This is a genomic window from Streptomyces sp. NBC_00012, assembly GCF_045040875.1.
GTDB lineage: Bacteria > Actinomycetota > Actinomycetes > Streptomycetales > Streptomycetaceae > Streptomyces.
Window position 1 is genome coordinate 4,764,372 of record NZ_CP108309.1, and the last position, 13,052, is coordinate 4,777,423.

Consider the following 13,052-nt stretch of genomic DNA (forward strand, 5'->3'; position numbering starts at 1 on the left):
CCGCGGCGACGGCGAGAAGCAGGGGCAGTGCGCGCAGCGGCTTCCGCATGGCGGGCCTCCGATGGGCGGATGGTCGGGTTCCGGTTCACGCTAGAGGTGCAGGACGCGTGAACCGTGGAGCCGGGCCGCCAGGTGTGTGGGCTGGACCACATACGGCATGCGGGCCCGTTCGGCGGGCAGCACACCTGTACGAGCGGTCCGGAGCGACACGCCGATGATCACGTGCTGAGCGGGACATCTCACCATGTGGTATCAGCGGGGCGATTCCGGACTGCTCGTTAAACTGAGCCGACCGCAGTAATGGACTGAGCGAGGAGCGCACGTGGGCCTTGTCGTGCAGAAGTACGGAGGCTCCTCCGTAGCCGATGCCGAAGGCATCAAGCGCGTCGCCAAGCGAATCGTCGATGCCAAGAAGAACGGCAACCAGGTGGTTGTCGTGGTGTCAGCGATGGGCGACACGACGGACGAGTTGATCGATCTCGCCGGGCAGGTATCCCCGATCCCTGCCGGGCGTGAGTTCGACATGCTGCTGACCGCCGGAGAGCGGATCTCCATGGCCCTGCTGGCGATGGCGATCAAAAACCTGGGCCACGAGGCCCAGTCGTTCACCGGTAGCCAGGCAGGCGTCATCACCGACTCGGTCCACAACAAAGCGCGCATCATCGATGTGACGCCGGGCCGTATCCGTACGGCGCTGGACGAGGGGAACATCGCGATCGTCGCGGGGTTCCAGGGTGTGTCCCAGGACAAGAAGGACATCACCACCCTCGGCCGCGGCGGGTCCGACACCACCGCCGTCGCGCTCGCGGCCGCGCTGGACGCCGAGGTCTGTGAGATCTACACCGATGTGGACGGTGTCTTCACCGCCGACCCGCGGGTCGTGAAGAAGGCCCGGAAGATCGACTGGATCTCCTTCGAGGACATGCTGGAGCTGGCCGCGTCCGGCTCCAAGGTGCTGCTGCACCGGTGCGTGGAGTACGCACGCCGCTACAACATCCCGATCCACGTCCGCTCGTCCTTCTCCGGACTGCGCGGCACCTGGGTCAGCAACGAGCCGCAAGGGGACCAGAAGGTGGAGCACGCGATCATCTCCGGAGTCGCCCATGACGTCTCCGAGGCCAAGATCACCGTCGTCGGCGTGCCCGACAAGCCGGGCGAGGCCGCCGCGATCTTCCGCACCATCGCGAACGCGGAGATCAACATCGACATGGTGGTGCAGAACGTCTCCGCCGCGTCGACCGGTCTGACCGACATCTCGTTCACGCTGCCGAAGGCCGAGGGCCGCAAGGCCATCGACGCCCTGGAGCGCAACCGCGGCACCATCGGCTTCGAGTCGCTGCGCTACGACGACCAGATCGCGAAGATCTCCCTGGTCGGCGCCGGCATGAAGACCAACCCGGGTGTCACGGCGGGCTTCTTCGAGGCGCTGTCGGACGCCGGTGTGAACATCGAGCTGATCTCGACGTCCGAGATCCGCATCTCGGTGGTCACCCGCGCCGACGACGTCATCGAGGCCGTGCGTGCCGTGCACACCGCCTTCGGTCTCGACAGCGACTCCGACGAGGCCGTCGTCTACGGGGGCACCGGCCGATGACCGCGCGCCGCCCTTCGCTCGCGGTCGTCGGAGCGACCGGGGCGATCGGCGGTGTCATGCTCCAGATCCTTTCGCAGCACGCGGATGTCTGGGGCGAGGTGAAGCTGATCGCCTCGCCGCGTTCGGCCGGCCGCAAGCTGGTCGTGCGCGGCGAGGAGAGCGAGGTCCTCCAGCTCACCGAGGACGTCTTCGACGACGTCGACGTGGCGTTGTTCCTGGTGCCCGACGAAGTCTCCGCGCAGTGGGCGCCGATCGCCACCGCCAAGGGTGTGGTCGTCATCGACGACTCCGCCGCGTTCCGGCTGGACGCGGACGTCCCGCTGGTGGTGCCCGAGATCAATCCGCACGCCGCACGGATCAGACCACGCGGCATCGTCGCGAGCCCGAACTGCACGACGCTCGCGCTGATCGTCGCGGTCGGAGCACTGCACGCCGAATTCGGCGTGCGGGAACTGGTCGTCTCCTCGTACCAGGCGGTGAGCGGGGCGGGCCGGGACGGTGTCGCGGCGCTGCGCGAACAGCTGTCGGTGGTCGCCGGTACGGAACTGGGCACGAAGCCGGGGGACGTGCGCAGGGCCCTGGGAGACACGGAGGGCGGCCCCTTCGCCGCCCCGGTGGCCCTCAACGTGGTGCCCTGGGCCGGGACCGAGGCAGGGGGCGGCTGGTCCTCGGAGGAGATGGCGATCCGCGAGGAGTGCCGCAAGATCCTGGACCTGCCGGGCCTGCGGATCGCGGCGACCTGTGTGTACGTACCCGTCATCGCGACGCACTCGATGTCCGTGCACGCCCGGTTCGAGAACGAGATCGAGGTCGACCGGGCCCACGAGATCCTGGCGACGGCACCGGGCGTGGTGCTGTACGACAGCCCGGCGGCGGGGGACTTCCCGACGCCGTCCGACGTCGTCGGCACCGATCCGACCTGGGTCGGACGAGTGCGCAGGTCACTGGACGATCCCCGGGGTCTGGAGCTCTTCGTCTGCGGCGACAACCTCCGCAAGGGGGCCGCATTGAACGTGGCACAGATCGCCGAATCGGTGGCCGCGGAATTCCCCCGGTCCTGATCGAACCGATTTCGTACTCTCTGTGAACGTCCTGTGAGTAAGTTGAAGGTCTCAACCTCTTGAGATGGGGTGTCGGGGTATCCGACGATGACTTTCGGCCTGCTGCAACCGCCGACCGGGGACTGCGCGTCTATGCGGTCACCTCTGGCGCGGCGGGGGAAGCAAATCGGGGCAGTCGGGGTATTCGGGGAAGTGCAGGTACGTATGAGGGCATGTCGCACGGCGGCGAACGCGGTGCCGCGCGCGTACAACCCTGACGGGGGGGAACGTGTCCAACTGGCGTGGCAGAGGTTCTCGATATCACAGTGGTGGGCCCCTTGCGCGGCGCTTCGGTGCGTCCGCTCCGACGGCCCCGCGCACCCGGCGGTATGCCGGTGATCGCGCCCATGCCCGCTGCGCGCCCCGCACGGCTGCCCGCGCAACGCGAGGGCGCTGAGGAGGGCGTGGCTGCCGGAACCACGGTCGACCATCTCACCGAGACCTATCGCGCCCACTACCGCTCGCTGCTCGGTCTCGCGGCCCTGCTCCTGGACGACACGGCCTCGTGCGAGGACGTGGTGCAGGAGGCGTTTATCCGGGTGCACTCGGCGCGGAACCGCGTACGGGAGCCGGAGAAGACGCTCGCGTATCTGCGCCAGACCGTCGTCAACCTCTCGCGTTCCGCGCTGCGCCGCCGCATCCTCGGGCTGAAGCTGCTCTCCAAGCCGATGCCGGACATGGCGAGCGCTGAGGAGGGCGCGTACGACCAGCTGGAGCGGGACGCGCTGATCAAGGCGATGCGGGGGCTGCAACGGCGCCAGCGGGAGGTGCTGGTGCTGCGTTACTTCGCGGACATGACGGAGGTCCAGGTGGCCGAGACGCTCGGGATATCCCTGGGCTCGGTCAAGGCCTACGGATCCCGCGGGATCGCGGCGCTGCGCGTCGTGATGGAGGCGCAGAAGTGAGCCGGCGCGAGTACGAGAACGGCCCCGATGGCGAGAACGGCCTCGAAGGCGGGAACGGCCCCGAGGGCGGGAACGGCTTCGAAGGTGCGAGCGACTCCGAAGATGCCAGCGGCCCCGAACGGGAGCATCGGCGTGACCGTCGGATTGACCGGACTGGAAACGGAATTGTGAACCACGACCCTGGAACGGCTGGGGCGGCTGGAGCTGACAGGGCGGTCGAGGCCGCTGGGGTGGCTGAGGCCGGCAGTACCGCTGGAACCGGCGAGACTGCCAGGACCGGTGAGACCGTCGGGACTGGTGAGATTGTAGGGACCGGCAGTACCGCTGGAACCCGTGAGACTGCCGGGACTGCCGGGACTGCCAGGACTGCCGAGACTTCTGAACTCGGCAGTCTGAGCAGCCTCTTCGGCCCGGGGCCTGGTCCGGATGGCGGCCCGGATGGTGGTTCGGGTGCCAGCCCGGGGTCCGGTCCGGCTGTCTTCGGCGACGCGGATCTCGACGAGGTCGCACTGCGCCGCATGCTGCACGGCGCGGTCCGGAACATCGAGCCCAGCGACGGCACGCTCGACCATCTGCAACGCGCGGTTCCCGTCCGGCGCGCCAAGCGACGCCAGGCCGTCGTCGGTCTGGCGGCCGCGGCGCTGCTCATCGGCACCGCGGTCCCCGCCTTCGTCCATGTCGCGAACTCCGACGGTTCGGACACCGCCAACCCTGCGATAGCCGGACACGGTGAGCAGGCGCAGGGCGGCAACGGCACCGATGCCGACTCACAGTCCGGCGGCGAGAACAGCAGCGGCAACACCGACGGCCGGGCCGACGGCGGCCAGGGCCAGCCCAGCAGCACGAGCAGCCCCTCCGACAGCCGAGGCCAGGGCGCAGACGGCCAGCTGTCCGGCGGGGTCGCCGATCCGTCCGGCTCGGCGGTTGCGGCGATGCGGACCTGCGACCCGGGGCAGCTCGGTGTCGCCTCGGCAGAGACCGGTGCGGCCGGTGCCGACGGCACGGTCTACGGCACCTTCCGGATCGCCAATGTCTCCGGCACGGACTGCTCGGTGAGCAGCAGCGGCAGCGTGGGGTTCCAGGCGATAGGCGCGGCCGACCCGGCGAGGATCGCGGTCGTCCAGCACACCGCGGGTGACGCGGCGGCGGGGCTGCCCGACCCCTCGCAGGAGCAGGGGACGGTGCTGCTGAAGCCGTCGATGGCGTACGAGGTCAAGTTCGCCTGGGTGCCGAGGGACACCTGTCCGACCGTCGGAGGCTCTCCGAGCCCGACACCGACCGACGACGCGGGCGGTGCGAGCGGCGCGGCGGCTGCCGGTGCCGGCACGGGAAGCGCCGACGGGACATCGGGGGTGGACACGCAGTTCGGCAGCGAGGACGGCGGCGGGACGCAGGACGGCAGCGTCGCGGTGATGCACACGCCGGAGCCCGGGGCGCCGGTCGCGGAGACGAAGATCGCCAACGCCTGCTCGGGCACGATCTACCGGACCGGGGTACTGGCTCCCGCGACGTGACGCGGGGGCGGTGACGGGGCCGGGGACGGCCCGGGGCGCCGCACAGGACATGACACGAGGGGCCCACCGGATCGATCGTCGATCCGGTGGGCCCCTCGTGGTCATGTCCGTGTCCGCGGGTTGGTCCGCCCGCGTCTGAGGGCGCCTCAGGCCGTGCCGGTGCCCACGGCGTCCTTGCCGGGCTCGGGCTCGGGCTCGGAATCCGTCCCGGACTCGACCTCGGGCTTGGCCCCGGGCTCGGGATCGGCCGCTGTTTCCTCGATCAGGCCCAGTCGCAGGTCGCGCGCCGCCTCGGCCTCGCGGCGGACCAGCCGGAACCACATGAAGAGAACGAACCCGGCGAAGACGAACCACTCGCCGGTGTAGCCGAGGTTCTGGAACGCCTTCAGGTCGAGCCCGGTGCCCTGTGCCACGGCGGCGGGCACGGGACGCAGCGCGACGGCCGCCTTGTCTCCGGATCCGGATCCGGTGCCGGCACCGGCGCCCGTGTCCTGGAGCGTCACCCATGCGTCGTAGACGTCGTACGGGACGAGATTGATCAGCGACGCGGCGCTGATCATGCCCAGCTGGCCGTCGGGGAGTCCGCCCGCCGTGTCGACACCCGTGGTGCCCGCGTTCTCGGACGCCTGAAGGTCGCCGGTCACCGTGACCTTGCCGGTCGGTGCGGCGGGCACGGGGGTGTGGCCGGGCTTGCCGGGCAGCCAGCCGCGTACCACCGGCAGGGCCTTGCCGCTGTCCGTACGGAGCATGCCCAGGACATAGAAGCCGCTCTTGTCGTCCAGCTTCCGCCCGGGCACCAGGAACTGATCGGCGTAACGGCCGGTGGCGGTGGCGGGACGGCCGGAGGTCACCGTGTCGACGGGCAGGAGGTCGTCGATCGGCTTGGCGGGCCTCGTACCCGGGTCGGGCTGCTTCTCGGCGGCGTCGTGCGTCTGCACGCGGTCCTCGAAGCGGCCGAGCTGCCAGGTGCCCATGAAGACACAGAACGGGATGGCCAGCACGACGAAGAGGTTGATCCCCCACCATCGCGGGGTCAGCAGGAACCGGTACACCCCTCCACGGTACGGTCCCCGCTCCGGTTGCCCGGAACGGGGTGCCGACTGACTGCCATGCCGCGCCCCGGTCCGGTCTCGTCCCGCGCGGGTGGGACCCACCCGCACGGAGGAGATCCACCTCCGCACGGGAGGAGATCCACCTCCGCGCGGGTGGGACCCGGCCCCGCGCGGGTGGGACCCGGCCCCGCGCGGGTGGGACCCGGCCCCGCGCGGGTGGGACCCGGCCCCGCGCGGGTGGGACCCGGCCCCGCGCGGGTGGGAGCCGGCCTCCACACAGGAGGAGATCCGCCTCCGCACGGAATGGCCCCGCCTCCGCATGGAATGGCCTCGCCCCGCAGCAGGCGCGGGAGTCCGTCGGCCTGTCCGTTACGAGCCGGACGGGTCCGCCCCCGGGGCCAGATGGCGCTGGGCGAAGCCCAGTTCCAGGCGGACCTGCTTGATCCGCTCCTCCACGACGAGCGAGCCGTGGCCCGCGTCGTACCGGTACACCTCGTGCACCGCGGCCCGGTCCTTCAGCCGGTCGACGTAGTTCTCGACCTGGCGGATCGGGCAGCGCGGGTCGTTGACGCCGGCCGAGATGTAGACCGGCACCCGGACCGCGTCGACGTACGTCAGCGGGGACGACGCCTCGAATCGCTCCGGAACCTCCTCCGGCGTGCCGCCCAGCAGGGTGCGGTCCATCGCTTTCAGGTTCTCCATCTCGTCGTGATACGCCGTGACGTAGTCGGCGACCGGGACCGCCGCCAGGCCGAGGGCCCAGTCGTCCGGCTGAGTGCCGAGGCCGAGCAGGGTCAGATAGCCGCCCCAGGAGCCTCCGGCCAGGACCAGCTTCTCCGGATCGGCGAGGCCGGACTTCACCGCCCACTCCCGTACCGCGGCGATGTCCTCCAGCTCGATCAGGCCGACCCGGTGCTTGAGCGCGTCCGTCCAGGCGCGGCCGTATCCGGTGGAACCGCGGTAGTTGACCCGGACGACCGCGTAGCCGTGGTCCACCCAGGCGGCGGGGCCGGAGGCGAAGGCGTCGCTGTCGTGCCAGGTCGGGCCGCCGTGGATCTCGAAGACAGTGGGGAACGGCCCCTCCGCCGGAGCGGCGGGCCGCTGGACGAGAGCATGGACGCGGCCCCCGGGCCCGTCCACCCACACGTCCTCCACCGGAACGGACGTCGGGGCCTTCGAGCCGGGCGGATCGAGAACCACCGCACCCGATGTGGACCGGACCACGGGCGGCTGCTCGGCCGAGGACCACAGGTACTCCACCGTGCCGTCCGGCCGGGCCGTGGCCCCCGACACCGAACCCGCGGGCGTCTCCACCCGGACGGGGGCGCCGCCCGCCTCCGGCTCGTACCGCCACAGGTCGCTGCGGGCCTCGAATTCGTGCACGACCAGCAGTGCGGAGGCGTCCGGATACCACTCGGCGACCACATCGCCGGGCAGATCGAGCGCGAGCTCCGTCTCCGCGCCGGTCGTCGGATCCCAGATCATCGGCTCCCAGCGGCCCCGCCGCTGGTGCCCGACCAGGAGCCTCGGGTCCCCGGCGACTGGGGCGAAGCCAAGCACGGACAGGCCCAGTTCCTTCGTGCCGCCCTCGGTGTCGTCCAGCTCGGCGACCGTCGTCCCGTCCGGCCGCACCACGCGCAGGGCGGAGTGCATCGCATCGCCGTGCTCGGTGTGCTCCAGGGCGATCAGCGTCCCGTCATGACTGAGGTCACCGACGCCCGCCGACTCGGGGTGCCGGTAGATCTCCACGGGAGCCGCGCCGGGCCGCACGACGTGGACCGTCGTCCCCTCCTCGTCGGTCGAGCGGCCGACCACCGCGGTGCCGTCCCGGCCGATCGCGAGCCCGGCCGGGTACGAGGGGCCGAGGCCGGGCGTCGCCGGTTCGTCACCCGGCCGACCGTCCACGCCGCAGTGGAACGGCTGGCGCATCCACACCCCGAACTCGTCACCGTCGGTGTCGCTGAACCACCAGACCGACTCCCCGTCGGGCGTCAGCACCCCGTCCGTCGTGCCGTTCGGCCGGTCGGTCACCTGGCGCTGCGCGCCGGTGGCGCGGTCCCATGCGTACAGCTCGTACGTCCCCGTGGCGTTGGAGACGAACAGCGCGCGGTCGGGCGCGTCTTCCGCCCAGTCGGGCAACGACACCCGCGGCGCCCGGAAGCGCTGCTCCCACTTCGGTGCGGAAGTGGCCGCCGCCGCAGCGGGGGCCTGGGCGGAAGGGGGCGTCGTCGAGCCAGTGATCTCAGTCATGTTCCCCATTCTGCGTCGGGCGCCGACAATTCGTTCGCTTCGTCCGCAGCCTGTGGATAACCTCCCGGCATGCATGCACCGACCCCTGCCGACTGGCGCGAGGCAAACCGCGCGCTCTGGGACGAGCGCGTACCCATCCACGTCTCGAGCGACTACTACGACCTCGAATCGTTCCGCGCGGGGAAGGACGCCCTGCGCGACTTCGAACTCGCCGAGGTCGGGGACGTCACGGGCAAGACCCTGCTGCATCTGCAGTGCCACATCGGCGTGGACACCCTCTCCTGGGCCCGGCACGGCGCCGCGCAGGTCGTCGGGCTGGACTTCTCCGAACCGGCCGTCGAGACCGCGCGCGCCCTGGCCGGTGAGATCGGGTTGGGCCAGGACCGGGCGGCGTTCGTCGCGGCCGACGTCCACGACGCCGCGGAGGCCGTCCCCGACTCGTCGTACGACATCGTCTACACCGGCATCGGCGCGCTGAACTGGCTGCCCGACATACGTCGCTGGGCCGAGACCGCCGCATCGCTCGTGGCGCCCGGCGGCTTTCTCTACCTCGCGGAATTCCACCCGATGACGGACTGCCTCGACGACGACACCGGGACGAAGGTCGACTACGACTACTTCAGCCGCGACGCATGGGTGGACGAGACACCGGGTACGTACGCGGACTTCGAAGCGCCCACCGTCCACAACCGCAGCGTCGAATGGCAGCACCCGATCGGCGAGGTGGTGTCGGCGCTGGCCGCCGCCGGGCTGCGGATCGAGTTTCTGCACGAGCACGACGCCTCGCTCTTCGCCCGCTTCCCGACGCTGGAACGGCAGAGCGACGGCTTCTACCGCTTCCCGGCCGACCGGCCGCGCATCCCGCTGATGTACTCCATCAAGGCGTCGAGAGCGGCCGATTCCTGAACAAGGGCGGATTGTCAGTGGTGGGGTCCAGACTCGGAACCATGACAACGACTGCCGATCTGCGCGCCGTGGTGGAGACGTACTGGAGCGCGGCCGATGCCCGCGACTGGGACGCCTTCGACGCGACGCTGGCCGACGAGGTGTTGTACGACCTGCCGCAGACCCGCGAGCGCATTCGCGGGAAGGAGCGGTACCTGCGCTTCAACCGTGAGTACCCGGGGGACTGGCGGGTCCGAGTCGAGCGCGTGGTGGCCGACGGCCAGGGCCGGCAGGCCGCCGTCCGTACGCGCTTCACGGTGGGCGCCGAGGAGTTGCACGCCATTCACTTCTTCGTGTTCGACGCGACGGGGAGGATCAGCGAGATCACCGACTTCTGGCCCGAGCCGTACGAGCCCCCGGCGGGCCGGGAGCACCTCGTCGAGCGGTACTGACGCCCTGCTGTCCGTCGCCGCCGTCGTCGCCCCCCAGCTCTCAATCATCAGTTCTCAGCCATCGGCCCCGAGTTCTCGGACCTAGCTCCCAGCCCTGAGTTCCCGGGCCTCGGCCTCAGCCGTCGGACGGGGCAGGCTCCCTGGGGCCCGAGCGCTCCCACCCGAGGGCGCGGACGTCGACAGTCAGCGTGTTCATCACGACTTCCTCGCCGCAAGTGCGGCAGATCCACGCCGCGTCGAGATCGTGTGCATGGGCGTCCCCGCCCGTATGCGCAGCGGCGTCCGCGACCGGGTCGTGGAGCATGACCACCGGCCGGTCCTCCAGCACCCACCGGTCGCCCCAGTCCAGCAGCGCACGGATGACCGGTGCGAGATCGCGTCCGGATTCGGTCAGGTGGTACTCGTAGCGCGGCGGGCGCTCGTTGTAGGGCAGCCGCTCGACCACTCCTGCCTGCTCCAGTGAGCGCAGCCGCGCCGAGAGACGGTCGCGGGGTGCGCCGGTGTTGCGGGCGATCGCCTCGAACCGGTGGTTGCCGAAGAAGATCTCGCGCACCGCGAGCAGCGCCCATTTCTCACCCACCACATGCAGCGCGGCGGCGGCCGAGCAGGGCCGGCCGGGCAGCGTGACTGTCGGGGTGGTGCGGGCGTGGGGTTCCTGTGCAGCACTCATCACCACAAGGTTGCCATCTCAAACTCACTGGCGCTACCTTGCCGCCATGATAGTTGGAAAATCAAACTCACTCACTCCCGGGGGTGACCGGGCGGCTGCTCCCGGAACGGCCGTCGCTCCCGGATCGGCCGTTGCTCGCGAAACCGCCCCGGCGCCGCCCCTCTCCTCCTCCTCGCGGGCCTCCGTCTGGATCATCGCGGCCGGTGTCTTCGTCGTGAATCTCGACCTGTTCATCGTCAATGTCGCGGTTCCCGCCCTCGGCGACGCCTTCCACGGCAGCTCCCTCGCCTCGCTGTCCTGGGTGCTCAACGCGTACGCGATCGTCTTCGCCGCCCTGCTCGTCGTCGCGGGCAGGCTCGCCGACCGGTACGGCCACCGCCGCGGCTTCCTCCTCGGGCTGGCGGTCTTCACCGCCGCCTCCGCGCTCTGCGCCGTGGCCCCAGGAGTCGGCTGGCTGGTGGCCGCCCGCGCGCTGCAAGCCGTCGGCGCCGCCGCGCTCATGCCGACGTCCCTCGCCCTCCTGCTCGTCAACACCCCGGCGGAGCGCCGCCCCCGGGCCATCCGGAGCTGGGCGGCGATCGGTGGCATCGCGGCCGGCCTCGGTCCGGTGGTCGGAGGCGTGCTCGTGGAGGCCGACTGGCGCTGGGTCTTTCTCGTCAATGTGCCGGTCGGCGTGATCGGGCTGCTCGCGGGCGCCCGGCTGCTGCCCGACGCCCGCCCGCACCGCGAGGGGCCCTTCCCGGACCTCGTCGGGGCGGTGCTCCTCACCTTCGCGATCGCCGCGCTGGCACTCGCGCTGGTCAAGGCCGATGCCTGGGGCTGGAGTTCGCCGGGAGTGCTCGTTCCGCTGTTCGCGACGGCCGTTCTGGCCATGGGCTTCTGGATGCGGTCCGCCCGGCACCCGGCCCCGGTCGTCGAGCTGCCCATGCTGCGTACCCGGACCTTCGCGACGGCCACCCTCGCGGCTCTGCTCTTCACCGTCGCGTTCGCGGCGATGCTGCTGACGTCGGTGCTCTGGTGCCAGCAGGTGTGGGGGTACTCGGCGATCCGTACCGGACTCGCCATCGCGCCGGGGCCGTTGGTCGTGCCCGTGCTCGCCGTCCTCTCGGGACCGGTCGTCCGTCGGCTCGGGGCGGGCCGTACGGCGGCACTCGGCTGCCTGCTGTTCGCCTGCGGGCTCGCCTGGTGGGCCGTCGCCCTCGGCGCGGCCCCGCACTACGCGAGCGGCTTCCTGCCCGGCATGGTGGTCACCGGCATCGGCGTGGGCCTCGCCCTCCCCACCCTGGTCGGCGCGGCCGCCGAGGCTCTCCCGCCCACCCGTTTCGCCACCGGATCGGCCGTCACCACGATGGCCCGTCAGACGGGTTCGGTGCTGGGGGTGGCTTTGATGGTCACGTTGCTCGGTGCGCCGGACGGGCCGGGCGAGGCGCTGGACGCCTTCCGCCACGGCTGGTGGGCGGCCGCGGTCACCGCCGTACTCGCCGCGTTCACCGCCCTGGCCCTGCACCGGCCGGGCACCGCGTCGCCCTCCGTCTGACCGGGGGCCGTACCGGTTCCGGCCTCGCCCGGGGCGGTTCCGGCCTCCGTCTGACCGGGGGCGGCATCGTCCTCCGCCCGGCCGGGGGCAGCAGTGCGGCGGACGGCTGGGAGAACCCAGCAGCCCGTCGCACTTTCTGCACCTCCGTCCTACGCGGCCGAGCGGAAGGCCGGAAGGTAGCCGCCGGACTGTCCGGCGGCCTTGGGGTGGTACGAGTTGTAGATCGGGATCGACACGCTGTGGAGCCAGGCGTCACCGGAGCACAGCTCGTGCCCGGTGAACTCGTCGACCACGCTGGAGAACGTGAACCCGGAGTTGGCCGCCTGCTTGGCGATGACCCCGTTTAGCACGTCGGAGGCGTTGTTGATGGCCGACCGCTCCTTCTCCGAGAGCCCGGCGATGCAGCTGCCGCTCAGCTGGTAGAAGCGCGGGTAGCCCAGCACCACGACACGGGCCTGCGGGGCCCGCGAACGGATGGAACCGTAGAGCGAACTCAGGCTGGACGGAAGAGAGTTCTGCATCTGCGAAACGGCCGAGCCGACGCTGCTGAGGCAGGCGGCCTCACCGGACAGCACGCAGTCCTGCATGACATCGGCGAACCCGACGTCGTTCCCGCCCGCGGTGACGCTGACCAGGCCGGTGGACGAGTTCAACGCCCCCAGCTGGGTCCCGGCCACCGAGCTGGTCGTGGCGCCCGAACAGGCCACGAAGGCAAAGGAGGAAGGCGAGTTGGCGGCCGCCCAGAGGTAGGGGTAGGACTTGGTGCTGCGACGGCAGTCGCCGCTGTCGGAAAGATAGCTTCCCGCGCCGACGCCGGAGGAGTACGAGTCGCCGAGGGCGACGTACCCGCCGGCGGCGGCCGAGGAGTTTGCCGAGGCCGGCTGGGCAACGCCCAGCGCGGCCACGGCGGCGAGGAGCAGAGTGGATGCGGACGCCCAGAATCTCCGTACCGACATGGCTGTCAGCCCTCCGAAGTGTGGGGGGTGGGTGGGGGGTTGATTGAGCGCCACGTTTCTAGCAGCTGTAGGTACCGGCCGGTAATAGCTGCGGAAGAACTGGTCTGATATGCCCGAATGATCGTTCGGGTGTTGTA

Annotated in this window: 11 protein-coding genes; 7 read left to right on the forward strand and 4 right to left on the reverse strand. The window is 70.9% G+C overall.

Annotated features, from left to right (window positions below; translation table 11 throughout):
• Positions 1-322 precede the first annotated feature (322 nt).
• The 4 genes from OHA19_RS21965 (at position 323) to OHA19_RS21980 (ending at position 5,113) form a co-directional block, all read left to right on the forward strand.
• A complete protein-coding gene (locus tag OHA19_RS21965; protein ID WP_124719579.1) occupies positions 323-1,594 on the forward strand; it encodes an aspartate kinase in 1,272 nt (423 codons plus the stop codon).
• Positions 1,591-2,655, forward strand: coding sequence for an aspartate-semialdehyde dehydrogenase (locus OHA19_RS21970; protein WP_405751251.1), 1,065 nt, complete (start codon positions 1,591-1,593; stop codon positions 2,653-2,655). Before OHA19_RS21965 ends, OHA19_RS21970 begins: the two co-directional genes overlap by 4 nt.
• 368 nt (positions 2,656-3,023) lie before the next feature.
• The gene (locus OHA19_RS21975) at positions 3,024-3,599 is read left to right on the forward strand and encodes a SigE family RNA polymerase sigma factor (protein WP_405721610.1); all 576 of its coding nucleotides are present in this window, start codon (positions 3,024-3,026) and stop codon (positions 3,597-3,599) included.
• Between the two features lie 392 nt (positions 3,600-3,991).
• The gene (locus OHA19_RS21980) at positions 3,992-5,113 is read left to right on the forward strand and encodes a hypothetical protein (protein WP_405721607.1); all 1,122 of its coding nucleotides are present in this window, start codon (positions 3,992-3,994) and stop codon (positions 5,111-5,113) included.
• 146 nt (positions 5,114-5,259) lie between these two features.
• On the opposite strand, the gene OHA19_RS21985 is transcribed toward OHA19_RS21980, so the two are convergent.
• Together OHA19_RS21985 and OHA19_RS21990 are read right to left on the reverse strand one after the other, a co-directional pair.
• Positions 5,260-6,165, reverse strand: a complete 906-nt coding sequence (locus tag OHA19_RS21985; RefSeq protein WP_405714131.1) for an SURF1 family protein — start codon at positions 6,163-6,165, stop codon at positions 5,260-5,262.
• Positions 6,166-6,534: 369 nt separating this feature from the next.
• Positions 6,535-8,415, reverse strand: coding sequence for a S9 family peptidase (locus tag OHA19_RS21990; RefSeq protein WP_405714129.1), 1,881 nt, complete (start codon positions 8,413-8,415; stop codon positions 6,535-6,537).
• 69 nt (positions 8,416-8,484) lie between these two features.
• On the opposite strand from OHA19_RS21990, the gene OHA19_RS21995 reads away from it, so the two are divergent.
• Together OHA19_RS21995 and OHA19_RS22000 are read left to right on the forward strand one after the other, a co-directional pair.
• Positions 8,485-9,321 carry a class I SAM-dependent methyltransferase gene (locus tag OHA19_RS21995; RefSeq protein WP_405714127.1) on the forward strand — a complete coding sequence of 279 codons (837 nt, stop codon included), beginning with the start codon at positions 8,485-8,487 and terminating at the stop codon, positions 9,319-9,321.
• Between the two features lie 41 nt (positions 9,322-9,362).
• Positions 9,363-9,752: a nuclear transport factor 2 family protein gene (locus OHA19_RS22000; RefSeq protein ID WP_405714125.1), complete on the forward strand. Its 390-nt coding sequence runs from the start codon at positions 9,363-9,365 to the stop codon at positions 9,750-9,752.
• A 115-nt stretch (positions 9,753-9,867) separates the two neighbouring features.
• Here OHA19_RS22000 and OHA19_RS22005 read toward each other — a convergent pair whose 3' ends face one another.
• Entirely contained in the window at positions 9,868-10,422 is a 555-nt protein-coding gene (locus OHA19_RS22005) for a winged helix-turn-helix transcriptional regulator (RefSeq protein ID WP_405714124.1), read from the reverse strand.
• 214 nt (positions 10,423-10,636) lie between these two features.
• On the opposite strand from OHA19_RS22005, the gene OHA19_RS22010 reads away from it, so the two are divergent.
• Positions 10,637-11,959 (forward strand): MFS transporter, encoded by a 1,323-nt coding sequence (locus tag OHA19_RS22010; protein WP_405751254.1) that lies wholly within the window; start codon positions 10,637-10,639, stop codon positions 11,957-11,959.
• A 149-nt stretch (positions 11,960-12,108) separates the two neighbouring features.
• On the opposite strand, the gene OHA19_RS22015 is transcribed toward OHA19_RS22010, so the two are convergent.
• Positions 12,109-12,915: an SGNH/GDSL hydrolase family protein gene (locus tag OHA19_RS22015; RefSeq protein WP_405714120.1), complete on the reverse strand. Its 807-nt coding sequence runs from the start codon at positions 12,913-12,915 to the stop codon at positions 12,109-12,111.
• Between the last annotated feature and the right edge of the window lie 137 nt (positions 12,916-13,052).